This is a genomic window from Desulfoconvexum algidum, from assembly GCF_055382125.1.
Genome location: NZ_AP042394.1, coordinates 6,058,491 through 6,083,738, shown reverse-complemented (window position 1 = coordinate 6,083,738; position 25,248 = coordinate 6,058,491). Strand labels below are relative to the sequence as shown.

21 protein-coding genes and 1 riboswitch are annotated in these 25,248 nt (G+C 48.8%); of the genes, 7 read left to right on the top strand and 14 right to left on the bottom strand.

Annotated elements, in window-relative coordinates:
* Positions 1-199: 199 nt before the first annotated feature.
* The 3 genes from ACZ45G_RS27365 (at position 200) to ACZ45G_RS27355 (ending at position 2,069) form a co-directional block, all read left to right on the top strand.
* The gene (locus ACZ45G_RS27365) at positions 200-634 is read left to right on the top strand and encodes a YaiI/YqxD family protein (RefSeq protein ID WP_464173755.1); all 435 of its coding nucleotides are present in this window, start codon (positions 200-202) and stop codon (positions 632-634) included.
* A gap of 282 nt (positions 635-916) precedes the next feature.
* Entirely contained in the window at positions 917-1,513 is a 597-nt protein-coding gene (locus tag ACZ45G_RS27360; protein WP_464173754.1) for a CBS domain-containing protein, read from the top strand.
* A 19-nt stretch (positions 1,514-1,532) separates the two neighbouring features.
* Positions 1,533-2,069, top strand: coding sequence for an HPP family protein (locus ACZ45G_RS27355; RefSeq protein WP_464173753.1), 537 nt, complete (start codon positions 1,533-1,535; stop codon positions 2,067-2,069).
* A 17-nt stretch (positions 2,070-2,086) separates the two neighbouring features.
* Here ACZ45G_RS27355 and ACZ45G_RS27350 read toward each other — a convergent pair whose 3' ends face one another.
* From ACZ45G_RS27350 to ACZ45G_RS27290, 13 genes are all read right to left on the bottom strand, one after another.
* On the bottom strand, positions 2,087-3,184 hold the full coding sequence (locus ACZ45G_RS27350; protein WP_464173752.1) for a 4Fe-4S binding protein: 1,098 nt from the start codon (positions 3,182-3,184) through the stop codon (positions 2,087-2,089).
* Between the two features lie 75 nt (positions 3,185-3,259).
* Positions 3,260-6,355, bottom strand: a complete 3,096-nt coding sequence (locus tag ACZ45G_RS27345) for an efflux RND transporter permease subunit (RefSeq protein WP_464173751.1) — start codon at positions 6,353-6,355, stop codon at positions 3,260-3,262.
* Complete coding sequence (locus tag ACZ45G_RS27340) at positions 6,352-7,728, bottom strand: efflux RND transporter periplasmic adaptor subunit (RefSeq protein ID WP_464173750.1); 1,377 nt, start codon at positions 7,726-7,728, stop codon at positions 6,352-6,354. Before ACZ45G_RS27340 ends, ACZ45G_RS27345 begins: the two co-directional genes overlap by 4 nt.
* Positions 7,729-7,836: 108 nt before the next feature.
* Positions 7,837-9,498 carry a hydroxylamine reductase gene (gene hcp, locus ACZ45G_RS27335; protein WP_464173749.1) on the bottom strand — a complete coding sequence of 554 codons (1,662 nt, stop codon included), beginning with the start codon at positions 9,496-9,498 and terminating at the stop codon, positions 7,837-7,839.
* A 225-nt stretch (positions 9,499-9,723) separates the two neighbouring features.
* Entirely contained in the window at positions 9,724-10,032 is a 309-nt protein-coding gene (locus tag ACZ45G_RS27330; protein WP_464173748.1) for an oxygen-binding di-iron domain-containing protein, read from the bottom strand.
* Complete coding sequence (locus tag ACZ45G_RS27325) at positions 10,029-10,268, bottom strand: DUF1858 domain-containing protein (RefSeq protein ID WP_464173747.1); 240 nt, start codon at positions 10,266-10,268, stop codon at positions 10,029-10,031. Before ACZ45G_RS27325 ends, ACZ45G_RS27330 begins: the two co-directional genes overlap by 4 nt.
* Before the next feature lie 610 nt (positions 10,269-10,878).
* Positions 10,879-12,111, bottom strand: a complete 1,233-nt coding sequence (locus ACZ45G_RS27320; RefSeq protein ID WP_464173746.1) for a TIGR03790 family protein — start codon at positions 12,109-12,111, stop codon at positions 10,879-10,881.
* Positions 12,112-12,119: 8 nt separating this feature from the next.
* Positions 12,120-12,887, bottom strand: coding sequence for a type III pantothenate kinase (locus ACZ45G_RS27315; RefSeq protein WP_464173745.1), 768 nt, complete (start codon positions 12,885-12,887; stop codon positions 12,120-12,122).
* A gap of 12 nt (positions 12,888-12,899) precedes the next feature.
* Positions 12,900-13,856, bottom strand: coding sequence for a CdaR family protein (locus ACZ45G_RS27310; protein ID WP_464173744.1), 957 nt, complete (start codon positions 13,854-13,856; stop codon positions 12,900-12,902).
* Positions 13,849-14,715, bottom strand: coding sequence for a dihydropteroate synthase (folP, locus tag ACZ45G_RS27305; RefSeq protein ID WP_464173743.1), 867 nt, complete (start codon positions 14,713-14,715; stop codon positions 13,849-13,851). The genes ACZ45G_RS27310 and folP overlap by 8 nt, the downstream gene beginning before the upstream one ends.
* Positions 14,716-14,725: 10 nt before the next feature.
* Positions 14,726-16,735 carry an ATP-dependent zinc metalloprotease FtsH gene (gene ftsH, locus ACZ45G_RS27300; RefSeq protein WP_464173742.1) on the bottom strand — a complete coding sequence of 670 codons (2,010 nt, stop codon included), beginning with the start codon at positions 16,733-16,735 and terminating at the stop codon, positions 14,726-14,728.
* Between the two features lie 101 nt (positions 16,736-16,836).
* Positions 16,837-17,937, bottom strand: a complete 1,101-nt coding sequence (gene tilS, locus ACZ45G_RS27295) for a tRNA lysidine(34) synthetase TilS (protein ID WP_464173741.1) — start codon at positions 17,935-17,937, stop codon at positions 16,837-16,839.
* Positions 17,934-18,845 carry a 1,4-dihydroxy-6-naphthoate synthase gene (locus ACZ45G_RS27290; RefSeq protein WP_464173740.1) on the bottom strand — a complete coding sequence of 304 codons (912 nt, stop codon included), beginning with the start codon at positions 18,843-18,845 and terminating at the stop codon, positions 17,934-17,936. Before ACZ45G_RS27290 ends, tilS begins: the two co-directional genes overlap by 4 nt.
* A gap of 245 nt (positions 18,846-19,090) precedes the next feature.
* Between ACZ45G_RS27290 and ACZ45G_RS27285 the strand changes: the two genes are divergently transcribed.
* The 4 genes from ACZ45G_RS27285 to ACZ45G_RS27270 all read left to right on the top strand — a co-directional run bounded on the left by ACZ45G_RS27285 (position 19,091) and on the right by ACZ45G_RS27270 (position 23,570).
* Positions 19,091-20,833 carry an aldehyde ferredoxin oxidoreductase family protein gene (locus tag ACZ45G_RS27285; protein ID WP_464173739.1) on the top strand — a complete coding sequence of 581 codons (1,743 nt, stop codon included), beginning with the start codon at positions 19,091-19,093 and terminating at the stop codon, positions 20,831-20,833.
* A gap of 22 nt (positions 20,834-20,855) precedes the next feature.
* On the top strand, positions 20,856-21,731 hold the full coding sequence (speE, locus tag ACZ45G_RS27280) for a polyamine aminopropyltransferase (RefSeq protein ID WP_464173738.1): 876 nt from the start codon (positions 20,856-20,858) through the stop codon (positions 21,729-21,731).
* Between the two features lie 31 nt (positions 21,732-21,762).
* A riboswitch (purine riboswitch) is annotated at positions 21,763-21,861 on the top strand.
* A gap of 81 nt (positions 21,862-21,942) precedes the next feature.
* On the top strand, positions 21,943-22,998 hold the full coding sequence (locus ACZ45G_RS27275) for a hypothetical protein (RefSeq protein WP_464173737.1): 1,056 nt from the start codon (positions 21,943-21,945) through the stop codon (positions 22,996-22,998).
* A 20-nt stretch (positions 22,999-23,018) separates the two neighbouring features.
* On the top strand, positions 23,019-23,570 hold the full coding sequence (locus ACZ45G_RS27270; protein WP_464173736.1) for a phosphoribosyltransferase family protein: 552 nt from the start codon (positions 23,019-23,021) through the stop codon (positions 23,568-23,570).
* Positions 23,571-23,596: 26 nt separating this feature from the next.
* Here the strand turns inward: ACZ45G_RS27270 and ACZ45G_RS27265 are convergent, their stop codons facing one another.
* Complete coding sequence (locus ACZ45G_RS27265; protein ID WP_464173735.1) at positions 23,597-25,204, bottom strand: RNA-binding domain-containing protein; 1,608 nt, start codon at positions 25,202-25,204, stop codon at positions 23,597-23,599.
* Positions 25,205-25,248 lie beyond the last annotated feature (44 nt).

The following is a 25,248-nucleotide window of genomic DNA, read 5'->3' as shown; positions in this document are numbered from 1 at the left end:
TTTACAATCCATGTGTCTGTGTTTTTTAAACACCCATTAAAAAAACAAAAATATATAAAATAGATTGTAATTTAATACAAGCGATTTTCACCGGGTTCCGGTGTTACCATTTAAACAAGAAAACCCCTTGATTTTTGTCCTGTTATATCCGAAAAAAGGGTGTTGTTAATAAAATATGGATAAAATGAAGGGGAGCGGAATGGATATATGGGTGGATGCGGATGCCTGTCCCGTTGTGATTAAAGAGATTTTGTATCGGGCTGCCGACCGAACCCATACCATGGTAACCCTTGTGGCCAACCAGTCCCTTAGAATCCCAACCTCTGCCTTTATCCGATTTCTCCGGGTGGGGGCTGGGTTTGATGTGGCGGATAATGAAATCGTAAAACGCCTAAAACCGGGTGATTTGGTGATCACGGCGGATATCCCCTTGGCAGCAGAGGTCATTGACAAAGGGGGATTGGCACTTAACCCCAGAGGAGAGCTTTACTCAAAGGAGAATATTACCTCCCGCTTATACGTCAGGGACTTGATGGAGTCCTTCAGGGCAACGGGAATAGAAACCCAGGGCCCCCCTCCTATGAATCAAAAGGATCGACAGCAGTTTGCCAATAATCTGAATAAATTGTTGTGACCCAGGGTTGCTTTGGTCTGAGGCTCTTCGCTTGATTCTCATTGGGCCTTCTGTCCTGCTTCCAGGTGAGTGCGCTTGATACCCTGTCCATGAGGCGCATTGCCATTCAGATCCGCTGTATACTTCGCATCCTCAACCCATCCTCTCCGTTATTTTAAAAATCTTGATTCAAGTCAATGAATTGATCACCCAATTCCTATAAGAATGAATTTAATAAGGGAGATATGAAAAGCTGAGACCGGCACTCCGGTCACTAAAAAAAATGATCCATAGGAGGAATTAATGCGAATCAGTGAATTGGAATATTCAAATTTAAATATTTCGAATGAAGATATTATTGAAGCGATGAAAGAAATTTCGGGCTATCTGGATATTACCCCAAAAGATTTCCTGGAATTATACCATAAAGCATACCGGCATGCGTTGGGCCGCCTGAAATCAGCTATTCGAGCAAAACACATCATGACTGCATCAGTCATCACAATTGATGAAAATAAACCCTTGGCAGATGCAGCACAGTTAATGGCAAACTTTGATATTTCCGGGCTCCCGGTAATTGACCGCCAGGGGCAGGTGTCCGGGGTTATTTCGGACAAAGATTTTCTAAAACATATGAATATCACGGAACAGACATCATTTATGCATGTCATTCTCAGTTGTCTGGATAGCCCGAACCAATGTCTTGTCCGGGATTTAAAAGGGCTTCTGGTTAAAGACGTAATGTCATCGCCTCTCATCAGCGTTGGACTTGAAACCCCTGTTCTTGAAGTGGCCGATATACTGGAGTCAAACAGGATCAACCGTGTTCCGGTTCTTGATCAGGAGTTCAAACTTGCCGGAATCATAGCCCGATCAAATTTGGTTCGTGCATTAAGCTAAGGAAACAAGGAATTTATCAATGTCTTTTTTCAACAAAATGAAGGGTGGCGGTCAAAGCCCCCCTGCAGTAGGATTATCAGAAATACTCTGGTCCTGGATCGGGGCTTTTTGCGGCATCTTGCCCGTGGCCTGGTTGAATTACAACCTGTTTAACGATACAGATTTGGTTTTTGTCATCGGTTCTTTCGGGGCATCTGCGGTTTTGATATACGGGGCCATTAAAAGTCCACTTGCCCAGCCAAGGAATCTTATGGGTGGTCATATTATTTCAGCAATCATAGGGGTTGCTGTCTTCAAGATGTTCGGAACGCATCTCTGGCTGGCTTCCCCTCTGGCCGTAGCAACTGCCATTGCCGCCATGCATGCCACCAAAACTTTGCATCCCCCAGGGGGAGCCACCGCTTTAATCGCAGTGATCGGAAGCCAGAAAATTCATGCCCTCGGATTCTATTATGCCTTTATACCGGTGGGTGTCAGTGCCTTTATCATGTTAGCGGTTGCCTTAAGCGTGAATAACCTGTGTAAAACAAGAAAGTATCCCGAATTCTGGTTTTAATTTTTACGCCCAGAATGTTATTCGGATACCTTCATTTTTTCCATCATCTCAGTCATTCTTTTCATTTTTTCAGGATCCATGCCTTTGGGCATTGTCCGGGGCACTGTCTGGGGCATCTGGTTTCCTGTCAGATACTGGCGGTACGCTTGGATCGAAGTGTTGTTCTGCCAGTATCCAGTCTGTTTTGCGGTGATGATCCCCACTGCAAACAGGGTAATCAGGGCAAAAGCGATTCGTTTGGGGTTCATTGAAAAACCCTGCACCAAGGAAAAGCCGATGGCATTTTTTTGGGGGCATGCCTCAACGCACCTGAGGCAGGTCGAGCATTCCAGGGAATTGATCTTTATTTTTCGAGTGATCTGAATATTTGCCGGACAGACGGCTTCACATTTTTTGCAGTTGATGCAGTTTTGGCTGTTCCGTTTTATTTTCCCCATGCTCAAAACACCCAAAAGGCTTAAAAGTGCACCATATGGACACAGATATCGGCACCAAAAATGGGGGATGACCAGTGACAGGCCGGTCAAAACAAGGATGACAATGAAAGCCGTTGAAGAAATATGGGTGAAAAATTCTAGCATTTTTATATCTGAAAACCGGTTGTAAGGGCTTTGAATAAACTGGCCCAGGTCATCCACCGGCATCGTAATAAAGATGCTCCAGATAAAAAAACCTATAATAGCATACTTGATCCCCCTCAGGATCAGGTCCATCCACTGGGGAACCTGGACCTTTTTTTTAAAAACAAGGCCATGGAGTTTTGCCAGAACATCCGACAAAAGGCCGAGGGGGCAGATCCAGCTGCAGAACCCTTTTTTGAATACAAGGGCTGTGGCGCAGATGAGGAGAAAAAGAACCAGGGCTGAGGGGTGGACCTGGTTGAAAATACCGGTAACTAAAAAATATTTTAGACTGACCAGGGCACTGATGGGCAAAAAGGCTTCTACACCTGGAGGCCGTTCTATGCTGATAACGGCCCCGGCTTCCAGCTGGGCAACGAAGGCGTAAAATTTAATGCCGATAAAAAGGGTGATGAAAAGAAAAATAAGCTGAATCACACGTCTGGGGGTTATGATGCCCGGTCTAATAGGGAACCGGCTATATTGTTTTGTCATTTAAATACTCTTCGTATTGAATTGTTTGATGAGGGTCCATTTTTTCAAAAATCATATCTTATAAAGCAATTGAGGTCATTGATCAATATCAATTTTTTCTACAAGGCCAAGATCCCCCATGATCATGTACATGCAGGGAATAACCAGCAGCACCATGACCGTGCTGGCCATCAACCCGAAGGTGGTGCTGACCACAAGGGGAATCAATATTTGTGCCTGGAGGCTTTTCTCAAACAACAAGGGCAAAAGACCGGCAATGGTGGTGGATGAGGTCAAAAGGATCGCCCGGAATCTTTCCCGGCTTGCCCGGGAAGCGGCTGTGTGAATGGGCATGCCCTCTTTTCTGGCCTTTTTCAGGAAAATGACAAGGAGGATGGAATCATTGACCACCACACCCCCAAGTGCAATAAACCCCAGCAGGCTGGGCATGCTCATGGGAACCCCCATCAGCCCGTGCCCCCAGATGACGCCGATGAGGGAAAAAGGAATGGCCATCATCACAATAAGGGGTTCTGTGTAGGTTCTGAACTGAAAACTCAGCAGGAAAAAAATCCCGATAAGACCCATCCCCATTGACCCCAGCATGGACATGCGAGTGGTATTGGTTTCCTTGAGTGAACCGGCAATGGTCAGTTTTAAATCTGGATAGGTTTTACTAAACTCATTGAGATAGGTTTTATGAAAAAGGGTCATGAGCTCATTGGTGTTGATCCTGCGCGTATCCACATCCCCGCGCAGGGTCACGGCCCGCATGCCGTTAAAGCGGGCGATCCTTGCCCATCCCTTTTCCAGTTTCCATTCCACTACCGCCCTCAGGGGAACCTGCTGACCATTGGGAAGAACAAAATTAAAGTTTTCAATGTCCTGGAGGCTGTTTCGGTCCATTCCGGCCAGGCGCACCTGGATCTCATAGGACTCGGGCCCCACCTGAATTTCATCGGCCGTAAGCCCCTGGAAGGCGGCTTGTAACTGTCGGCCTGCCTCAGCTCCATCAATACCCATACCGTATGACTCTTGACGTATCCGCATCCGCAATTCAGGTTTGCCGGGCCTGAGGTCATCGGCCAGGTTGACCACGCCTTCAAACTGGCCAAACCAGGCTTTAAGATCGGTCACAGCCTGTTTCATTTTATCCAGATCTTTGCCTCTCAGCCGCAGTTCAATGGGGCGGCCTCCCGGGCCAAATCCCGGCTTGCTCAGGGTCAGGCTCAAGACATCGGGTGGCGTGCCGATTTCCCTTCGCCAGGCAGTCAGATACGCGTCAAGACTGCCCGATCGCTTCTCCGCAGTGAGCAGATCAACCGTGATGGTGGCCACATGGGGGCCGTTTTCAAAACTTTCGGTATTCCGGTTGTACTGGACATAGGCGTTTCGGACCAGGTCCTGATTCTCCGGCTGAATTGCCGAAAATTTCCGGTTGGTCCGTTCCAGGGCCGCCAAGATTTTGTCGATCACCGCCTGTGTCCTGGACAGGGGTGTGCCCTGGGGCATCAATAGCCGGGCCACAATTACGTCCCCTTCCATGTCCGGAAATCCCTGGAACTTTATTTTTCCGGATGCCAGCATTCCAATGGAAAGAATAAACAGGCCCATGATGCACGCCAGAAACGGGTATCTCCATTTTAATAAACGCTCAATGATCCTGCCCAGGAGGCGATCCCGCAGCCAGGCAAAAAAGTGTTCAAAGCGTTCCCGGAAAAAATGTTTTTTGTTGGGGTCAGACCGCTCAAGGGCATGGTGGAGATGGGCAGGAAGAATCAAGAAGGCTTCGATCAGGCTCACGACCAGAACCAGGATCAGCATGATGGGAACCACCTTGAGAACTTTTCCGATCTGTCCCTCAATAAAGGCCAGAGGTCCCAGGATACAAATGGTGGTGATAAAAGAGGATACGACGCCGGCAGCCACCTCCCGGGTTCCGTTTACTGCCGCGTCTATTGGTGATTTTCCGTTCTGCCGATGGACCATGATATTCTCGGCAATGACAATGGCGTCATCCATGAGCAATCCTAAGGCCATGAGCATTCCCACCATGGTGAACATGTTGATGCTCAAGCCCGCAAAGGGAATCAGTATACACGCCCCCAGAAAAGAGACGGGCAGACCCATGGCCACCCAGAAAGAGATCCGGATATTAAAGAAGAGCCACATGGTTGCAAATACCAGCAGCAACCCCTGGAACCCATTGATGATGAGCATATTAAGCCGATCTTTGAGAATATTGGTTTCATCCTGGGTAATCGTCAGTTCCATCTGGGGGTGACGTTGGCGCTCACTTTCCACAAATGATTTTACCTTCTGAGCCACCCGGATTGCATCCTGGGTTTTTGATTTTTCAATCCTCAAAAGAGCGCTTTGCCTGTCATGGGTCATGATTTTATCTTCATCATGTTCAAAAAGATCCTGGATGTCGGCAATGTCTCCCAGACGCACAGCCCCGCCGTTTTCCGTGGCAAGAATGACCAGGTTTTCAAGGGCCTGTGGGGTGCGGCGTTGATCTACAAAGCGAAGGAGGATATCTTGTTCACGGGTTTCCATGATGCCCAGGGGAATATCCCTGCTCTGGGCGGCAATGCGCCCGGCTACCTGGGTGGCACTAAGGCCGAGGCGGCGCAGGGCTCCATCATCCAGAGATACCCGAAGCTGGTGATCGGAAAAGCCCTCTATTTTGACCAGGGAGATACCGGTTTCCTTTAACCGGTCCTTCAAATCTTCAGCATAGGCCTTGAGATCGGTTACGGCCATGGGGCCTGTGACCAGCAATGACAGGACCGGATCGGTCTGGCCCAATTGTGTTATGACGGGATTCTCCACCTGGGCGGGGAAATCATCAATGGCATCAATTCCGGTTTCAATTTCCCGTAAAAAAGTCTGAATATCCCCGTCTTCAGCCATTTCGACGACAATTGATGCCTTCCCTTCCCGGGCATCCAGCCTTATTTCTTCCACAAAACTGATGCCGTCAATGGCGTCCTCAATCCTTCGGCCGATCACTTCCTCAACTTCCTGGGCTGTGGCCCCGGGATAGAGGATGCGGATCTCAACTTCGCTGGGGGCAAAATCGGGTTGGGTTTCCCTCAGTATATGGGAGATGGACAGGGCGCCTGCAACAAGAAATGCCACCATAAGGAGATTGGCCGCCGTAGGGTGCCGGGCAAAAAAGCGAATCATTTTTCTGTTCCTTTTGCCTGGCTTATGTCTCTTAAGTGCTGTTCCAGAGGCTCATCGTTCACCGGAGAGACTTTCATGCCCATGATAGCCGGGGCCGGATCAGAGACCACAAGACGCTCCCCTTCAACGAGACCTGACTTGACCACGACAAATTCAGACTGGATAAAATCCACCCGGATCTGTTTTTTTTGAAGTCGATTTTCCGGGTCCACGATAAAGACATGGGTGTTGCGGACCGCGGATCTGGGAATCACCAGGCGTCCCTGGCGGACCGGTCCTTTAAGTTCCACACGGCAGAACATGCCCTGGGTTATGGGGGGACGGATGCCGGGTACTGCTCGTTCGTAGGGGTGATCAATTGCAACCACCACCCTGATTTCCCGGGTCTTATGGTCCAGGGTTTCCCGCCATCTGTCTATCCTTGCATTCCATTGTGCGGACCAGTCACCGCTCTGGAGACTGACCAGGACAGACATATTCTGGAACAGATTTTTAAAGGTGTCCGGATTCACACCCGGCTGTAGCAGTCTGCTTTTTTCTTCATCCAGGAGATTTCGAAAGGTATCCATTGAAAATCGGGCTTCAATTTCGGTGACCTGTGTGGCATGGGCCTTGAAAAGCAATTGGCCTGAGCGCACAAACTGTCCGGAATCCATGTTCACATCACCGAGCCGGCAGTTCATGGGCGCTTTAATGGTAGTTTTGGTAAGATCAATCCCGGCCTGTTCGAGATTGGACTGCTGTACGGCTAAACCCGATGTTAAAGCCTTTTGCTTTGACGGGATCAGGGCCAAACTGTTTTTTAACAACTGAACCGCCTGCTGTTGTTGAAGCAGGGTTCTTTGCTCCCTGTCCACCATGTCCCGGGAGGCGGCATTTTGTTTTAATAAATGGCGGGTCCGTTCAAAAGATTTTTTGGCCAGCGCCAGGGATGCTTCCTCTATCTTTATTAGTTTTTCGGTATTTCCTTTGGTTCCGGCAAGCTCCTGGAGTTTGGCGTGGGTCTCTTCGATACCGGCTTCCAGACGAGCGATTGCCAGATGGTATTCCCTGGGATCAATCTGAATCAATACGGTTTCTTTCTGGATCATTTCTCCTGATTTCAGGCGCGGGTGTATGGATAAAACCGTTCCTTGTACCTGGGCAATTGCCTTCCATACTTTTCCGGGCTGGGCAACGCCGAAACCAATGGCATTGGGAACCAGCTTCACTGAAGGGACCCTGATGATCCGCAGGGAAGTGATGGATTCTTTTTCCGCCTCTTTTGAAGGGCCGGGCCTATGTGCCATCAGATACCCCACCGCCAGAACAGCCATGGCAACGGGCAGGACGGTCAAGATCCCCTTGAACAGTTTTTTTTTGATTTTTTTCATGGTAATAAATCTATTTTTCATATCAAAATGAATCAATGACAAAAAGACCGGCACTGCCTTTTGACAAAAATTGTTGAAAACAATGCCGGTCTTTCAGTCTTTTTGTGTCTATTTACCAGCCATCATGGCGGCGATATCTTCCTCAACACTACCAATGGGTTTGATGTCAAATTTTTCGACTAACACCTTCACCACGTTGGGAGACAGGAAGGCCGGCAGGGTTGGCCCCAGGCGGATGCCCTTTACGCCCAGAAACAGCAGGCTCAAAAGCACGGTTACCGCTTTTTGTTCATACCAGGCAATGTCATATGAAATCGGCAGGTCGTTAATGTCTTCAAAACCAAAGACTTCTTTGAGTTTCAAGGCGATGACGGCCAGAGAGTACGAGTCGTTACACTGGCCGGCATCCAGTACACGGGGAATACCGCCGATATCACCCAGCGCAAGCTTGTTATACCGGTACTTGGCGCATCCGGCTGTGAGAATAATAGTATCTTTGGGTAAATTTTCAGCCACTTGTGTATAATAATTGCGGCCCTTCTGGCGGCCGTCGCATCCGGCCATAACCACGAACCGTTTAATGGCGCCTGATTTAACGGCATCCACCACCTTATCGGCAAGAGCCAGGACCTGGTTGTGGGCAAACCCACCAACAATGTTACCCGTCTCTATTTCGATTGGTGGAGGGCAGGTTTTGGCTTTTTCGATGAGGGCTGAAAAATCCTTGGCGCCCCCTTTGATCCGGTCGGAGATGTGCACAGCATTTTCATACCCCACCACACCGGTTGTAAAGAGCCGGTCAAGATAGGTATTGCTTTTCTTCAAGGGTACCAGGCAGTTGGTGGTCAGTAGAATGGGACCGTTAAACGATTCAAACTCAGTGTTCTGGTGCCACCAGGAGCCGCCATAGTTACCAACAAAATGATCATATTTTTTAAAAGCAGGGTAGCTGTTGGCCGGTAGCATTTCGCCATGGGTATAGACATCGATGCCAGTACCTTCGGTCTGTTTGAGCAGTTCTTCCATGTCCTTTAAATCATGGCCGGTGATCAAAATCCCCGGGTTTTTGCCCACACCGATGTTCACTTCGGTGATTTCCGGGTTTCCGTAGGCCGTTGTGTTGGCTTCATCCAGCAGGGCCATGGTATTGACCCCTGTCTCTCCGGCTTTCATGACCAGAGCGATTATCTCATCAACACTCAAATCCTTTGTGGTTGAAGCCAGTGCTTCCATGATGAAGTCATTGATGTCATCTTTTTGAAATCCCAGAATAGCGGCGTGGTCCGCATAGGCTGCGATCCCTTTTAGCCCGATGATCAACAACTCTCGCAAGGAGCGCACATCCTCATTTTCCGTGGCCAGAATACCCACGGATTTTGCTTTTTCTGCAAAATTAGACGGATCGCCTGCCCAGGTGGCAGCTTCGGGCAGGGCCTGGTCAAAATCCTTATTGTTTTTTTTCTTGTAAGCCGCCAGGAACCGGGCCCGAATCTGGTCCCGTCGCTGGAGGCCGTCGGTGACCATGGCGGTAAAACGGGCATCATCCCAATTTGCGTTGGTTATTGTGGCAAACAGGCACTGGGCCACAAAATCATCATTTGACCGGTCCGGCATTTCCAGTTGTTTGAGCTTTTCACCATAGACAGAAATTCCTCTGAGTACGAAAATCAACAAATCCTGAAGGTTAGCAGTTTCCTCCGGCTTTCCACAAACTCCTTTTATGGTACAGCCGGTGTTCTTAGCAGTTTCTTGACATTGAAAACAAAACATGATTCTTTTCCTTTTTTAGCTTTTATATGAAACTTCCGGATAAACCGGGGTCAACAGTTTCCATATTTGTTGTGGGCGAGTCTGGGCCGAATACCCAGGCCGCCTGTGGTCGTTATTTATAACCGTTCTCTTTGTGCTTTTGTGCAATCACAGCCGCCAGATCATCCAAGGATTGAAATACAGTGTCCGTGGGCATGCCTTTACATAGGACAGGATTAAGGACCTCTACCTTGAGATTTGAGGTGTTCCCATAGTCCAGTCTCTATAGGCATCAAGGATAAATTTTGGGCGTGGAAACAATTGCCCATGGCCTGGCGCGATTATATCTATTTCATAAGGTGCAAGTTTGTCCAGGTTCTTTTTGATTGCGCTTCTAAAGGGCATCATGATTTCAGCAAAATAGCGCTTGGCCGCTTCATAAACACGCCCTTCATCAATAACGAAAAGATCGGCACTGGCAATATGGGAACCAAAAAAATCACAGCTGAACAAAATCTTGTCTTCATGTCGAACCTCCTTTTTGTTGTTATTCAATAGGATGATTTTTTCGGAATATTTTTTTGATCATGGTTTTTAATTGTTTTTTGGACATGCCGGATCAATATTTCCAGATCATATCCATACTCCCTTGTAACATCTTCCAGGGTATGGAAAGCTTCTGCCGGGCAGCCAGGGCACAACAAACCAAGGTCCATGAATAATTTAAGAAGGTATGGATACCGGTCTAAAAGCACCTTGATGGTTATGTCTTGAAAAACAGTTGGATTCAAAATTATTTTCCTTTTTAGTACCTGTTTTGCGGCCGGGAAAACATGCCTTCACCGCAATCCAAATCCGGTTTTTTGGTGTTTTTTGAAACAAGAATAGACGCTATTCTTTTCTGTGTCTTTGCGCTGGCGCAAACAGGAACATATTTTTAATATGAGAGAAACAAATTGAAGAACCTTAGCCTTCGCATGAAGGTCAAGCAGGGGATGGTTCAGCCGTTTTCAGCAAATTGGACCAGGGCATGGGGGGTGGTGATGACGATTTGCTCACGGCCAGATTTGATCCATCCCTTTTTTCCCCAGGCATTAAGGACCGCAAAACTTATAACTTGAACGAAATTGCTTGTCTTTTGACCCTTCTACTTCGTTGTATCAAAGGCCGAATACGTAGCGTATGCAACCTTTAATGCGCCTTGTATATGGGCCAAAATCCTGCGCTATTTCTGCTCAGCTTATTTCATTTGCGGTCCTAAGTGTACGGTTTACTGTGTATAAGGTGGTCCTTGAATAGTCGGCAATATTGCCGGTTTATTCCAGACTGTAACTTCAGTCTCCTCTACGGATTCAGCTGTGGCTGGATAGTTCCAGTTCTTGAGGACGGCGACAGCGGCGGTTAATTCATCTTAATATTCATTCGGTACAAAGGGTCTCCGATGAGTACCATTTTCCAGGAGAGAAAGGGCAGGCTGACCATATAGGACTCTGCCAGGGTCAGATAGCCTTCGGTGAGAAAATTGAAAAATATTTCCGGCACAGGAAATGCCTGGACATAGGGTTCCCCCGTGGGGCCGATGGTGGCGGCAATGCCCTTGTCCAGCATTCGTTTGCACCAGACCTGGCTATTTTTTCCCTTTAATGTGGCAGCTTCGCTGCTGGCTATATGGTATCCCACCGATCCCTTGGCCCATTGAAAGGCATCTATATATTTGGCCAGGCTGTACCAGCCGCAGTACAATGCCGTATTGGGGCAGTCTCCCGGCTGGAAAAGGTCCTGGGTATCATTGAGGACCACCGGTAAGATTTTTTTTTGAGAATGGAATTGGGCGGCCTTATGGATGGACCGGTCGTAGAAAGCATAGCCGGCGAGATTTTTTTCCCCGGGGTCTTTCCACCGGGCATCAAAATAGGCAGTGCCGGAAATTCCGTCTCTTTCCGCCTCAATACTGTCATCGATGATCCGTCTGACAATTTTTGCCGAAGCAGCATCCAGGCGACTGGTCATCATGACATTGGATTTGGGGATTTTTGGGGATTGGTCCTTAAACCCCAGGTAAAAGGGATTGGGCTGCCAGGAATTGAGCTCATAATTTTCCTGTTTGACAAGACTCAGTTCCGAGTCAAAGGAGGCATTCTTATCAAGGCTTATTTTGAACCGGCTGATTTTTGATTTTGCCCGGGCAAGTGAGCCTTGAAGTTCTTGACGTTTTAGTGGGTCAAGGGATGTGGTGGTGTTCAATTGCGTCTCAATGGCTTTTTTTTGGTTGTTGAGCCGGGCCATCTGCTGTGTCTCTTCCGGTAAATTTTCTGGCCCACGAATTTTTAAGGGGACACCAAACATCGTTACCATGGCCCGGATTTGGGGATTTGCCAGAAGAAACCTGCGGATGGGGGGGATGGCCTTGGCCTCGTATTCAAACCGGGTGCAGGTTTCCTTGTCCGTCATCCAGATCAGGACCAGGTTTTGAAGGGGGATTTTGCGCTGTGCCATGTAGTACTTGGCAAGCCCCCGGCTTTTTGCGGCATTGAAATTGGCAATGACCAGGACTTCTTCCGGGGCCAGGGCCCATGCTCGCTGGGTAAAAAAAAGGCAAAACAGGAAGAGTACCCGGATCCATATGGGTTTCATGGGAAACGTTAAATTTCCCGGCTGATGATCCGCAACCCGTCCAGGGTAAGGGATTGATCCACGGTTTCAATGGTCAGGGAAACGCCGGCAATAAGGGGAGCCAGGCCGCCGGTGGCAATAATGGTGGGCTCGGCGTTCATTTCCTTTTTCATCCGTGCCACCATGCCGTCTACCATGGCGGCATTTCCGTAAATGATGCCGGATTTGATGCTTTCAATGGTGTCATCCCCGATCACCCGTTCCGGGGCCTTGAAAATTTCCACCCGGGGAAGGCGGGATGCCCGTTGAAAGAGGGCTTCAGATGAGATCATCACCCCCGGGGCGATGGCGCCGCCCAGGTATTCTCCTTGCTCAGAGATGGCGTCAAAGGTGGTGGCCGTGCCAAAATCAATGATGATCAGTGCGGATTTGTATTTATCATAGGCAGCCACGGCATTTACGATTCGGTCCGCCCCCACTTCATTGGGATTTTTGTACAGGATGGGCATCAGTGTTTTTACCGATGCCGGGTTGATCCACAGGGGGATTAATTTGAGATACCGCTCACAAAAATCATTCAAAATACGGACCGAGGACGGTACCACAGAGGAAATAACGGTTTTCGTAATGCTGTTCAGGTCAATTCCCCTGTCTGAAAACAGGGCATTGGCCAGCACATTAAATTCATCTGCCGTATTGTCCCGGACCGTTCGAATCCGCCAGTTTTCCTTGAGAATATCCTTGTCATATACACCGATAACCGTGTTGGTATTCCCCACATCAATGACCAATAGCATTCTTGTTCTCCTTTACTCAATCTTAACGGTAAAAACCTGGGGGGTGGCCCCTGTCATAATCAGATCCACGGGTACATTTATATAGGCATGCCGGGCATATACACCGGTCTTAAGATTTTTGACATCCATAAAGGCATAGATTTGATCCACAATTGTTTTGTTGCCCAGTGTTTGAAAGGGGCCTTTTATTTCCAAGGTGATCAAAGCGGGTTCAATATTTACCTTCGAAGTGGCATTTAAAATCCGGATGGGGATGTCAGGCAGGGTTTTTGTCACCATCTGTTCCTGGATGGGGACGGTCACGGTGAACATGGCGTGGCTGGAAGAATAGAGCTGGGGATTTTCAAGATCCAAGGGCAGGTTTTTTTTAAATTTTTCCCCGGCGCCGTTCAGATCAATGGGTTTGGTTTTTAGCTGATCAATGCCATTGATAAGAGATTGGGCCCCGGTAAGGTCCACAAAGGCGGGTTCACAGAAAGGTTCCAATGCGATATAGCCCTGGGCCGGTACCCCGATATAGGGCACGGTGATTTTAAATCTCTTGGTAATTTTCTTTTCCAGGCGGACATTGAGGAAAGAGGGGTTGATGTTCAGGATTTTAATGCCGGGGTCCATGGGGATCCGGGTTTTGTCTATGGGCAGCATATAGTCGCCGGGCTCGATGGAGTTTGAGTCTCCTGCCGGGTCAAATTCAAGGTCTGTATACAGGTCTGCAGGGTATAGGATGGTTTGCATGTTCATCACTTCAATGAGGCGGGGATCTGCCTGGATTCGAATTTGAATTTTCACTGTGGGGTGGTAGGCCAATACCATGCCGTCTGGGATGTTGGAAAAATCAACCGGCAAAAGAAGGTCGGTTTCAATCGGTTCGACGGTGCATCCAAAATTTAGCGACAACAGGGACATTGTCAGGAATACCGCCAGAAAAAGGCGATACCCCCTGGGGAAGCGCTGTTTTAAATCAGGCATGCCGGATGGCATCAATAATGCGGGTAAAAGAGATGATTTTTTCAACATCATGGACCCTGACAATATGGGCGCCTTTTAAGATAGAGGCGGCAACCGCAGCCAGGGTTCCGTATTCTGTCTTGATATTATCCGGACCAACGGGAGTCGTTTCTTGTTTGTTTAAAACTGCCTGGATGAATGATTTCCGGGATGGCCCTATTAAAACAGGGTATCCCAGGTCGCAAATTTTGTTCAAATGTTTGAGGATCATAAGGTTGTGCTCAATGGTCTTCCCAAATCCAATGCCCGGGTCCAGAATAATTTTATCCCTGGCAATCCCTCGCCCCCTGGCAAACTGGGCTCTTGAATCCAGGTAGGTCGTGATCTCCGCCATGAGATCTTCGTAGTTCGGATCGACCTGCATGGTTTCAGGCGTCCCCTTCATGTGCATGAGCACGCAGGGAACCTTTTTTTCCGCCGCAAGGTCTGCCATGGCAGGGTCTTTTTCAAATGCGGATATGTCATTGATAATGGTGGCCCCGGCATTGATGGCCTCTTTTGCCACCCTTGATTTCACCGTGTCAATGGAAATGGGGATATCAATTTCCCTGGCAAGGGTCTCAATCACCGGGATAACCCGGTCCAGTTCTTCCTGCTCGGAAACCGTCTGGGCAAAGGGACGGGAGGATTCGCCCCCGATGTCCAGAATATGGGCACCGGCCTTTGCCAGGTTTCGTCCCTGGGCCAGCGCCGTTTCAAGGGTATTATATTGTCCCCCATCGGAAAAGGAATCCGGGGTGGCATTTAAAATGCCCATGATACAGGCGCAAGGTCCAAGTTCCAGGCGAAACCTATCAAATTCGAGGGTAAAATCCAACATGGTTTTTTCCCTATTCCTTTTCTTTGTCTTGATCTTTTGGATCTTCCGGATCTGTTTTTTCTCCATCAGAATTGGAATCTTCCGGTGTGTCTTCAATGGTCTCATCTACGACCTGGGTTTCCTCGACCTGTGAATCATCGGAATCATTTGGCGTTTTTTTACCGGCATCTTCCGCCGCAACCTTGGGCTGGAGTTTGATGTTTTTTCGACCGAAAAAATCAAAATCAGGTCTCATTTCGGCAATGAGATCATCCAGTTCCGATCCCATCACCGTCTCTCGTTCAATGAGCAGGCTGGTGAGGGCATGGAGGAGATCAAGGTTTCCTTCCAAGACTTTTTTGGCTTTCTGGTAGGCCCGGTCAATGAGAATGGCAATTTCCGAATCAATTCTCTGGGCCGTTGCCTCGGAATAACTTTTTGCCTGGGTCATTTCCCTGCCGATGAAAATATTGTCATCATGGTCTTCATAGGAAAGGGGGGCCAGGCCATCGCTCATGCCAAAGCTTCTCACCATGCGGTTGGCAAGTTTCGTGGCCTGTTTAATGTCATTGGAGGCCCCGGTACTGATTCGTTTGAAGATGAGCTCTTCTGCCACACGTCCGCCAAAGGCAATGGCCAGTTCGTTCTCCAGTTGATCCTTGTATTTAAAATCCCCTTCTTCGGGCAAAAACCAGGTGACCCCTGCGGCTCGTCCCCTGGGGATGATGGTGATCTTGTTGACCGTATCGGTATTGGGCAAAAACCTTGCCACCAGGGCATGGCCGCCTTCGTGGTAGGCTGTTGTCTTTCTTTCTTCTTCCTTGATGACCTTGGATTTTCTTTCAAGGCCCATGTATACCTTGTCCTTGGAATCTTCAAAATCCATCATGCTCAGTTTTTCATGGTTCCGCTTGGCCGCCAGAAGGGCAGCCTCGTTGACAAGGTTTTCAAGGTCCGCACCGGAAAATCCCGGGGTTCCCTTTGCCAGAACGGTGGGATCCACATCGGCACCCAGGGGTGTCTTTTTCATGTGTACCCGCAGGATACCTTCCCGGCCTTTGATGTCCGGCATGTCCACCACCACCTGGCGGTCAAACCGTCCCGGTCTGAGGAGAGCTGGATCCAGCACATCTGCCCGGTTGGTGGCTGCCATGAGGATTACCCCTTCATTGGACTCAAATCCGTCCATTTCCACCAACAGCTGGTTCAGGGTCTGTTCCCGTTCATCATGACCGCCGCCCATGCCGGCACCTCTTTGACGGCCCACGGCATCAATCTCATCAATGAAGATGATACAGGGCGCATTTTTTTTGCCCTGGGCAAACAAGTCCCTGACCCGGGAGGCACCTACCCCCACAAACATTTCAACAAAGTCAGAGCCTGAGATGGTGAAAAAGGGAACCCCTGCTTCTCCGGCCACTGCCCGGGAAAGAAGGGTTTTACCGGTACCAGGATTTCCCACCAACAAAACACCCTTGGGAATCCGGCCGCCAAGCCGGGTAAATTTGTCCGGGGTTTTTAAAAATTCGACCACTTCTTCCAGCTCTTCCTTGGCCTCATCTATTCCTTCCACATTGGCAAAGGTGACCTTCTCTCCCTTGTCGTCTATGAGCCGGGCCCGGCTTTTTCCAAAGGACATGGCTTTTCCGCCCCCGCCGCCTCCCTGCATCTGGCGCATGAAGAAAATCCAGACCCCGATGAGAACAATCATGGGCAGCCAGGAAACCACAATGGACATGAGCCAGGAGGATTCTGCCGGCGGTTTGGCCTTGATGGCAACGCCGCTGGTTCTCAACGTCTTGATCAGGTCAGCGTCTTCCGGCGCAAAACTTTTATATTTGCCGCCGCTGCTGTCGGTGACATATAATTCTTGTCCCTGGATGACCACATCCTGAACCCGGCCGTCTTCCACCATTGACAGAAATTCTGAATACCCTACTTCTGGCTGTCCTACCTGCTGCTGGTTGAAAATATTATAGAGCATGACCATCATCAGGACAATCACCATCCACAGGGAAATATTTTTATAGAATTGATTCAAAGTGTTTCCTCTCTTTTTCGTTTCTTTTTTTTAAGTTGATGGAATCAATAAAACTCCAAATATATATAAACATAAAATCCGAATATACAAGAAAAAATTTTTCAGATTTCCCCCTTTGGATCCTTCGTTTCATCCCGTTTGAATTGCTTTTGAGCCTTCCCCAGTTCCCGCAGGGGAAGGGCTTCTTTTTGAAGCACCAGGTGTTCCCGGGTCCTGTAAACCCGGATTTGGCCGGGCAGATCAAGGCTTTTGCCGGATTCTGACTTGTCCATAAAACTAAGAATATCCTGAATATGGGACAGGGTGATCCGCCTGAGATCTTTTTTTACCCAGGCAATGGCCAGGCGCAGGACCCGGTTGACAAGGGCGGGGTGGTGTTGGATCAGGCTGGGGATTGACAGGGCTAAAAGGTCCTTGTTTTGTTCGGTGGTACAGAGATTCAATACCTTTTGTGCCTGGTCCGTCAAAAAATCTTCTTCCTGGCGGAGGATGTGACTGAGTCGGTCCAGGCTGGATTTTATCTCCGGATTAAATTTTTGCTCAAGCAGGGGGATTAAATTGTGACGGATTCTATTGCGCAGATAGGATTGGTCTGTATTGGAAGAATCCAGCACAAAGGCCTGGTTCTTCGCTTTTAAAAAATTTAAAATCCTGGTCCTGGGCAGTTGAATCAGCGGCCGGATAAACCGGTTTTCCCGAACCGGGGGGATCCCGGTCAGACCTTTGGGGCCGGATCCCCGCATCAGGTTCATGAGTACCTGTTCGGCATTGTCATCTTGATTGTGGCCCGTGGCAATTTTTGAAAATCCTTTGGTATCTGCTATTTTTGAAAAAAAATCATACCGGGCATTACGGCCGGCTTCTTCAATTGAGAGGTGTTCTTGTTTTGCCAGGCGCCTTATATCCCTGGTTTCGCTGAAAAAGGGCAGGCCCAATTCACAGGAGAGCTTTCGAACAAAATTTTCGTCCCTTTGGGCTTCCTCCCCCCTCAGACCGTGGTTCAAGTGGGCAATGCCAAGGGTCAGGTCCAGGCCCGGTGTCAGATAGGCAAGAACCCTTACCAGGGCTACGGAATCAGGGCCTCCGGAAACACCTGCCAGAACCGCATCCTTCGTTTGGATCATGCCAAATTGGGAAATGGTTTCAAAAACTTCCCTGAGAAAAAGGGCGTACCGGGTATCGGGAGTTTGTGTTCGGGTCATCTGGCAACCTTGGGGCAGGCAAACAGGGGATGGGGGGATATTTTCATCAGCCCTGCCCTGGCAGCATATTCAAAAAAGGTGGTCACAGCCGTGGTTCCTTTGTCCCCGAGATCCTTTGAAAAGTCATTGACATAAAGCCCGATATGCTGCTGGATAACGGATGCCTCCATTTCCTGGGCATGTTCCCGGATATACGCAGCGCCCAGGGCGGGATGCAAGAAGCCATGGTCAATGGATTCGCCTATCAGGGTCTGTATCGCCAGGGCCCGGGCCGGATCCATGGAGCGTTTAACGGCAATACAGCCCAGGGGAATGGGCAGGGATGTTTTGTCCTCCCACCACTGGCCTAGATCGGCTCGCATCTCAAGGTTCATGCGCTGGTATACAAACCGGCCTTCATGGATGATCACCCCAAAGTCTGCTCGTTTTTCCATCACAGCCGGCATGACACGTTCAAAGGGCATGGGAATGATGGTGGTTTCAATTTCTGGGAAAAGATCGTCCATATAGAATCTGAACAAATGATAGGCAGTGGTGCCAAGTCCTGGAACAGCGATCACCTGTTTGCCGGGGGGGCACTCCCCCTCTCCTTTGCTTTTATCATCCTTTTTATCAGATAGGGTTCGATTGGGCAGGGAGATGATCAAAGGACCGCATCCTATGCCAAGAGCTGCCCCGGTCCGTAACAGGGCGTATTTGTCCAGAAGATTTCCCAGGGCGGCAAAGGAGAGTTTGGTAATGTCATAGGCTTCCCTGGCTGCATTCTGGTTCAGGGTCTCAACATCCTCAAGCACAATGTTAAAGTCCATCCCCCTGGTATCAATCAAGTGTCGGGCAATGCCTTTAAATATAAAGGTATCATTGGGGCAGCTTGAATAGGCCAACCCATATGGTTTTTTATTTTTCATATCCCCCTTAATATCAATTTTCCAAGGGTGAATGCAATGTGAATTTACAGGGCAGTTGTTGCGTTTGTTCACCAACACTCTGATTTCAAGTTTGTTGAGCCGTTTGCGCCATATCTGCTTTGCAATAATTAAATATTGTCCAGGGCATTGATCTATAGGAAGAAAGTCCCCAATATGATATTAAATAGTTTGAGGAATACGCCTTGTCCAAGGAGAAATCGCAACAGGAGGGTCATACTACTAGCATGCAAGGATTTTATAATCAGGTCTTAACCATTGATCTGACCGACAGAACCAGTGAAATACAAGCCATAGAGGATAAAATCTATGCAACCTATCTGGGGGGCAAAGGGCTTGCCTCCTGGCTGCTCTTTGAGCGGAACCCCAAGGGAGTTGATCCCCTGTCACAGGACAACCAACTGATCTTTGCCACGGGTGCTGTTACCGGGGGCGTGACCTGGGGGGCTTCCCGGTACGGGATTTTTACCAAGTCGCCTCTGACCGGGCTCTATGCCGAATCCTATTCCGGGGGCCGGGTGCCGGAAGCCATCAGTGCCACGGGCTTTGATGCCATTGTTATCAAGGGTGCGGCAAAGGAGCTGACTGTGCTGGAGATCCATCCTGAAGGCGTTATCTTCCATGATGGGACAGATCTGGCGGGGAAAAACACCTTTGAAACCGAAACAGCCGTAAAGCAGCGCCATGGTGCTAAAAAAGCCAAAGGCTGGAAAAATGGGGTGGTGGTGGTGGGGCCGGCTGCAGAGAAAGGGGTTCTGTTTTCCATTGTTAAAAATGACGGCTGGCGGTGTGCGGGCCGGGCTGGAACCGGAACCGTCATGGGATCTAAAGGTCTCAAGGCCATCCTTTTTACCGGGGATCGCCGCCGAATTCCCCATGATGCCAAGGCGCTCATAGGCCTGTCAAAGGAGATGACAGCCCTTTCCAAGGACCATCCGGCCGTCCATGCCTATAAAACCATGGGCACCTCCCAGATGGTGAAACTCATGAACGGGGCCAATGCCTTTCCCACACGATACTGGTCAAAGGGGAGGGCTTCCCACTGGGAGAAAATATCCGCCGATGCCCTGCATACCCAATGTGAGGTAACCCCCCATGCCTGCGCCAAGTGTTTTCTCTCCTGCGGCCGGATGACCAGGGTATTGCAGGGACCCCACAAGGGCCTTGTGCTGGAGGGACCGGAGTACGAAACCATCTATACCTTTGGGGGGTTGTGCATGGTGGAATCCATTGAAGAGATCGTCCATTTGAATCATGTTTGCGACAGCCTTGGCATGGATACCATTACAGCGGGAAATCTTTGCGCCTTTGCCATGATGGCCTTTGAACAGGGAAACTCCGATTATGAGATACAATTCGGGGATGCCCAAGGGGTTGCGGTTCTGCTCAAATTGATCGCTGGTCGGGAAGGGATAGGAGAACTGCTGTCCCAGGGGATTGTTCCCACGGCCAGGTGCTGGGGCATGGAAGATGCTGCCGTCCATGTCAAGGGAATGGAACCGGCCGGATACGATCCCCGCATCCTCAAGGGAATGGGTCTTGCCTATGCCGCTTCCGACAGGGGGGCTTGCCACCTTAGATCCACCTTTTACAAGGCCGAGCTTGCCGGCATGATCGATCCCGATCAAATTGAAGGCAAGGCCGAGATGTTCATTGATTTTGAAGACCGGCTCACCTTGTTTGATGCCATGATCCTGTGCAAGTTTTACCGGGACCTGTATCCCTGGGAACTGCTGGGGAAAATGATATCTGCTGCCACGGGCATTGACGGGGCCAAGGAAAATCTGGCGGCCATTGCCGGCAATATTGCCCTAAAGGCCAGGGAATTTAATCTCAGGGAAGGAATGACGGCGGCGGATGAAACATTGCCCAAAGCCTTTCACAAACGACTGGAAGACTCGGGCGCGGTTATCACGGAATCGGAAATAGGACAGTTGATGGAAGATTATAAGTCCCTGAGAAATTGGTAAAAAAAATGGGAAGGTTGGAATCATGACACAAGAAAATAATTTGGGCCGGTTGATGAACGGCTGGTTTTCTGAAACATCGGATGTGTGGCCGGGCATCGCCCTTTCCATTGAAATAGAAAAAACCCTGTTTTCAAAGAAAAGCCAATTTCAGCAGATTGAGCTGTTTGAAACACGTCACCATGGTCGAATGCTGGTTCTGGATGGTGTCATCCAGCTCACTGATTTTGATGAGTTTGCCTACCAGGAAATGCTGGCCCACACTCCCTTGTTTGCCCATCCCGCCCCAAAGAAAGTGCTGGTGATCGGGGGAGGGGACGGCGGCATTTTAAGGGAAATTGCCCGGCATGAAGGGGTTCAGACCATTGATATCTGCGAAATAGATGAGATGGTGATCCAGGTGTCAAGACAATATCTTCCGGAAATGGGATGCGGGTTTGATGACCCCCGGGTCATCCTTCATATTGCCGATGGCAATGAATTCATAGGCCAGCATCCCGATGAATATGATGTGATCATAGTTGATTCTTCCGATCCCGTGGGACCGGGAGAAATTTTATTTGAAGGGCCTTTCTATGAACACTGCCAACGGGCATTGAAACAAAACGGCATCCTGGCCATCCAGGGGGAATCTTTTTTTCTCCATCCGGATCTGGTTCAGAAAATGGTGAAGCGCATCAAGAAATTGTTCAAGATTCATGCATATTCAAATTTCCTGGTCCCCACCTTTACCGGTGGACATATCGGTATCTGCCTGGGGTCAAAGGGGCCGGCGGTGAGAACACCTGCCCGGAAAATCCCCCAAAAAATTCAGGAGAGATTGAAATATTACACTGCCCGGGTCCATAAAGCCTCTTTTGTACTGCCGAAATTTGCAGAAAAATTGATTGAGGAGGTTTAACCTTGTATTTATCCTTTCAAATTGATACCTACCCTTCTTTTATTAATTAATTCATATAATCCTGATAGCATGGTTCAGGAGTTTCTATCGGATGGCCGATCATCTGACTATGGGTTGCAGCAGTGCTATATCCATATTGCTCAGGCCAGAGAAACTTCTTTATTTGATCCACGATTTTCAGATTATATGAATGCAGAATGGAGTTTTTTAAATGGAGTATGTAAAAGATCTACTGGCCGCCCTGAGCGTAATTCTAAACGGTCTGCCTCAGGGACTTTTAGCCCTTTCTTTTGGATTTGCATCTGTTCCCACGGCTCTTGCTTTTGTGGTAGGGGCCGCAGGATGTCTGTTTTTTAGCTGTGTCGCCCCGATATCATTCCAGGCAGAAACCATCACCCTCGCTGGAACCATGGGAAAAAACATGAAAGAACGCCTTTCAATGATTTTTTTTGGTGCAGCAGCCATGGCGACCATCGGTGTTTTTGGCCTGCTTGAGAGAATAGTCACCTTTGTGGGACCTGCCATAACAAGCGGAATGATGGCGGGAGTTGGGATAATGCTCACCAAGGTTGCCATTGATATGGCAACAAAAAATAAAACCGTGGGATTCAGTTCAATCGGCGTAGGCTTTTTAACCTATATGATGACCAAAGATCTTGTTTACACCATAACCATTTCAGTTGTGCTCTCAAGTTTAATTGCCATTATTTTGAAACAAAAATCTGATATTGGCGCCAATGGTAAAGAAAAACTCAAACTTCAGAAATTGATTCTTAATCTGTCAGTGGTTCGTGGGGCACTTGCAATGGTATGCCTCAACATAGGTGCCAACATTGCCTTTGGTAAAATCACCGGCAGCATTGCCGACAAATCGGTAAATGTAGATCACCTTGCCATTTACAGCAGCCTTGCGGATATGGCCTCGTCCCTGTTCGGTGGCGGTCCTGTGGAATCCATCATTTCTGCTACCGGCGGTGCTCCCCACCCTGTATTCTCGGGGGTTTTGATGATGTCCCTCATGGCAATCATCTTATTTGCAGGGCTTTTGCCCAAGATCGGTAAATTTGTTCCAAGTGAATCCATTGCAGGTTTTCTTTTTGTTCTGGGTGCCGTTGTTACCGTACCCATTAATGCTGCCTCAGCCCTTGCCGGTTCAGGAGCCGTTGTGGGAGGGGTAACCATGGCAGTAACAGCGATTACAGATCCTTTCCTGGGAATGGTTGCAGGACTTGTTGTGAAATTATTAGGATCAATGGCAGGGTTTTAACCTGCAGAAGAGGTCATTTTATGGAAAAAAAAACATTTCGATTGGAAGTGGCAGGTCTTGTTCGTGAACTTCCCATCATACAGATAAGTGAAACCCTTTGCATTGCAAGTTTTGTAATCCTTGGGGATACTGAAATTGTCGAGGCTGCAGCTCATTGTCTTGTGGAGGAACTGCCTGAAATAGATGTGATCGTCACAGCCGAGGCCAAGGGCATTCCTCTGGTCTATGAAATTGCCAGACTGCTTAACATGAAAAGATACTATGTGGCTAGAAAAAGCATCAAAGCCTATATGGACAAACCATTGATTGACGGGGTCAGGTCAATCACTACGACACAAAAACAATTACTCTGCCTGGACGGCAATGACGCTGAGGAAATCAGGGGAAAACGGGTCGCCATTATAGATGACGTCATCAGTACGGGAGAATCCCTCAAAGCTCTGGAACGTATTGTCGAGTCAGCGGGGGGGATTATTTCAGCCAAGGCTGCAATTTTAGCAGAGGGAGATGCGGTTGACCGGACCGATATTATTTTTTTAAAGGAACTGCCGCTCTTTCCTGTTGAAATATAAACCAGAAAATTCAGTAAGGGCAGAACCTAGGTTCTGGATTCCAGGTATTTTAGCATCTGCCCCATGCTGAGGCTCAAGCTGGAGGGGCCGCTGCGTACATAAAAGGACTCGATTTTTTTGTTGATCAGAAAAACCGGGGCATTTGCCCGTTCACACTCGATCACCATCAGGGTATGGCCGTCAATGGTGCCAATGGAAAGATGGATGTACTTGGTGAACTCCAGACCAATATGCTGATGTATCAGGTTTCTGAAGTGAAGTCGGCATTTATCTTGGTTTTCAAATCCGTCCGGGGCTGTCCCGATCACCTCGCCATCATCATTGGCACCGATAATAATCATTCCACCGTTTGTGTTCATGAACGCGGACACGGTTTTCAGCCAGGCTACTTCTATGTTTTTGTCGCTTTTGTCTGTATTAAGGTTCATGCGCAGGGTGGATTTAAATTCCAGAGTGGCCCCTTCCCCCTGGCAGATGAGACGCCGAACATCATCGGCAAAGTGGTCATCCCGGATTGCACGGTTCGGCATATCCCGAAGCTGGTGGCGATACTTCCAGACCACAAATCCGGCCATGAGAAGGCCCAGAGCAAAGACGCCCGACACTGCTACCAGAATAGCCCAGCGTTTTTCTTGAACTTTATTGAGAAAATCAGATTGCGGCACCACTACACCGATCCATAAATCTCTGGTGTCCGCATCGATGGGTTGGACCCCTGCCCAGTATGCCTGGCCATCCAAGGAAAACATAAAGGCATTTGTCGGCTTGTTCTTGTCGTGCCAGGTTGTCATGGCAACACGAACATTGGCTGTTTCAACCGTGGTCAGGTGAGATGAGAAACGGTTTTTCCCCGTTGCGGCTTCTTTGTTTTCCGGATGGTAAACCGATGTGTCGCCATCGAATAAAAATGCCGTCCCATTGGCACCCACCCGGGTCTCTGAAATATTATTGAATAACCCGTTGATCGAGATATCAAGTGCCATAACCGATATCTCTGACGTCTCCTTGCCAGAGGGCCAGGTCATGGCAACCGACAATCCAAAATGTTTGTCATAGTCAAACATATATGGCGGGATCCAGGTGACGGCTTCTTGGTTTTGAGGAAATTTGGAAAGGCCCATTCGATACCAGGGGCGGCCTTTAAAATCATAGGCCTTTTTTTCAACCCAGGTCTTCATGGGTTGTTGGTTCACCCATTGCTGCCAGTGGATCTCTTCTGGGGCATCTTGGGAGGTGGTGCGTGTCATCCAGATGTTTCCATTGCGGGCAAGAAGGTAAGAGTGGCCCGAGGTATCCCCGAATTTTATGGCCTCTATCTGGGGAAGGTTCTCCATCATTGGAATCAGCTTGGCAGTGACGGAGGGCATGTCACCCATCCTCCAGATACCGGCAAGCCCCCACTTTTGAATCAACGAGGCATTGCTTAGCACGGGCTCGTAGAATTGAAAAATAATATCCGATGTGTTGACCAAACTTTGCCGAATATGCTCTTGTGCAATGTTATTACGCATATTGGCGCCCTGAATGAGGGTGACGGCTGTGATAGCACCGGAGGTGAGCAAAAGAATGATAATCAGATCCCGTAGAAGTCGTTTCTGAGTATTGGTGGGGCTGAGAAATGTCTTTATGTTCACAGGGTTTCTTTCTCCAAGAATAAATTTATTAGGAAGGGGTTTTT

Bases quoted from the DNA above. Each gene is read 5' to 3' on its own strand.
- ACZ45G_RS27275 (WP_464173737.1), top strand. From the start codon at position 21,943: ATGGAGTATGTAAAAGATCTACTGGCCGCCCTGAGCGTAATTCTAAAC.
- ACZ45G_RS27315 (WP_464173745.1), bottom strand. From the start codon at position 12,887: ATGCTATTGGTCATTGATGTGGGGAATACCAACACGGTTATCGGTGTA.
- speE (WP_464173738.1), top strand. From the start codon at position 20,856: ATGACACAAGAAAATAATTTGGGCCGGTTGATGAACGGCTGGTTTTCT.
- ACZ45G_RS27290 (WP_464173740.1), bottom strand. From the start codon at position 18,845: ATGAAAAATAAAAAACCATATGGGTTGGCCTATTCAAGCTGCCCCAAT.
- ACZ45G_RS27320 (WP_464173746.1), bottom strand. From the start codon at position 12,111: ATGAAACCCATATGGATCCGGGTACTCTTCCTGTTTTGCCTTTTTTTT.
- folP (WP_464173743.1), bottom strand. From the start codon at position 14,715: ATGTTGGATTTTACCCTCGAATTTGATAGGTTTCGCCTGGAACTTGGA.
- ACZ45G_RS27340 (WP_464173750.1), bottom strand. From the start codon at position 7,728: ATGAAAAAAATCAAAAAAAAACTGTTCAAGGGGATCTTGACCGTCCTG.
- ACZ45G_RS27270 (WP_464173736.1), top strand. From the start codon at position 23,019: ATGGAAAAAAAAACATTTCGATTGGAAGTGGCAGGTCTTGTTCGTGAA.
- ACZ45G_RS27310 (WP_464173744.1), bottom strand. From the start codon at position 13,856: ATGCCTGATTTAAAACAGCGCTTCCCCAGGGGGTATCGCCTTTTTCTG.
- ACZ45G_RS27285 (WP_464173739.1), top strand. From the start codon at position 19,091: ATGCAAGGATTTTATAATCAGGTCTTAACCATTGATCTGACCGACAGA.
- tilS (WP_464173741.1), bottom strand. From the start codon at position 17,937: ATGACCCGAACACAAACTCCCGATACCCGGTACGCCCTTTTTCTCAGG.
- ACZ45G_RS27345 (WP_464173751.1), bottom strand. From the start codon at position 6,355: ATGATTCGCTTTTTTGCCCGGCACCCTACGGCGGCCAATCTCCTTATG.
- ACZ45G_RS27350 (WP_464173752.1), bottom strand. From the start codon at position 3,184: ATGACAAAACAATATAGCCGGTTCCCTATTAGACCGGGCATCATAACC.
- ACZ45G_RS27365 (WP_464173755.1), top strand. From the start codon at position 200: ATGGATATATGGGTGGATGCGGATGCCTGTCCCGTTGTGATTAAAGAG.
- ACZ45G_RS27355 (WP_464173753.1), top strand. From the start codon at position 1,533: ATGTCTTTTTTCAACAAAATGAAGGGTGGCGGTCAAAGCCCCCCTGCA.
- ACZ45G_RS27360 (WP_464173754.1), top strand. From the start codon at position 917: ATGCGAATCAGTGAATTGGAATATTCAAATTTAAATATTTCGAATGAA.
- hcp (WP_464173749.1), bottom strand. From the start codon at position 9,498: ATGTTTTGTTTTCAATGTCAAGAAACTGCTAAGAACACCGGCTGTACC.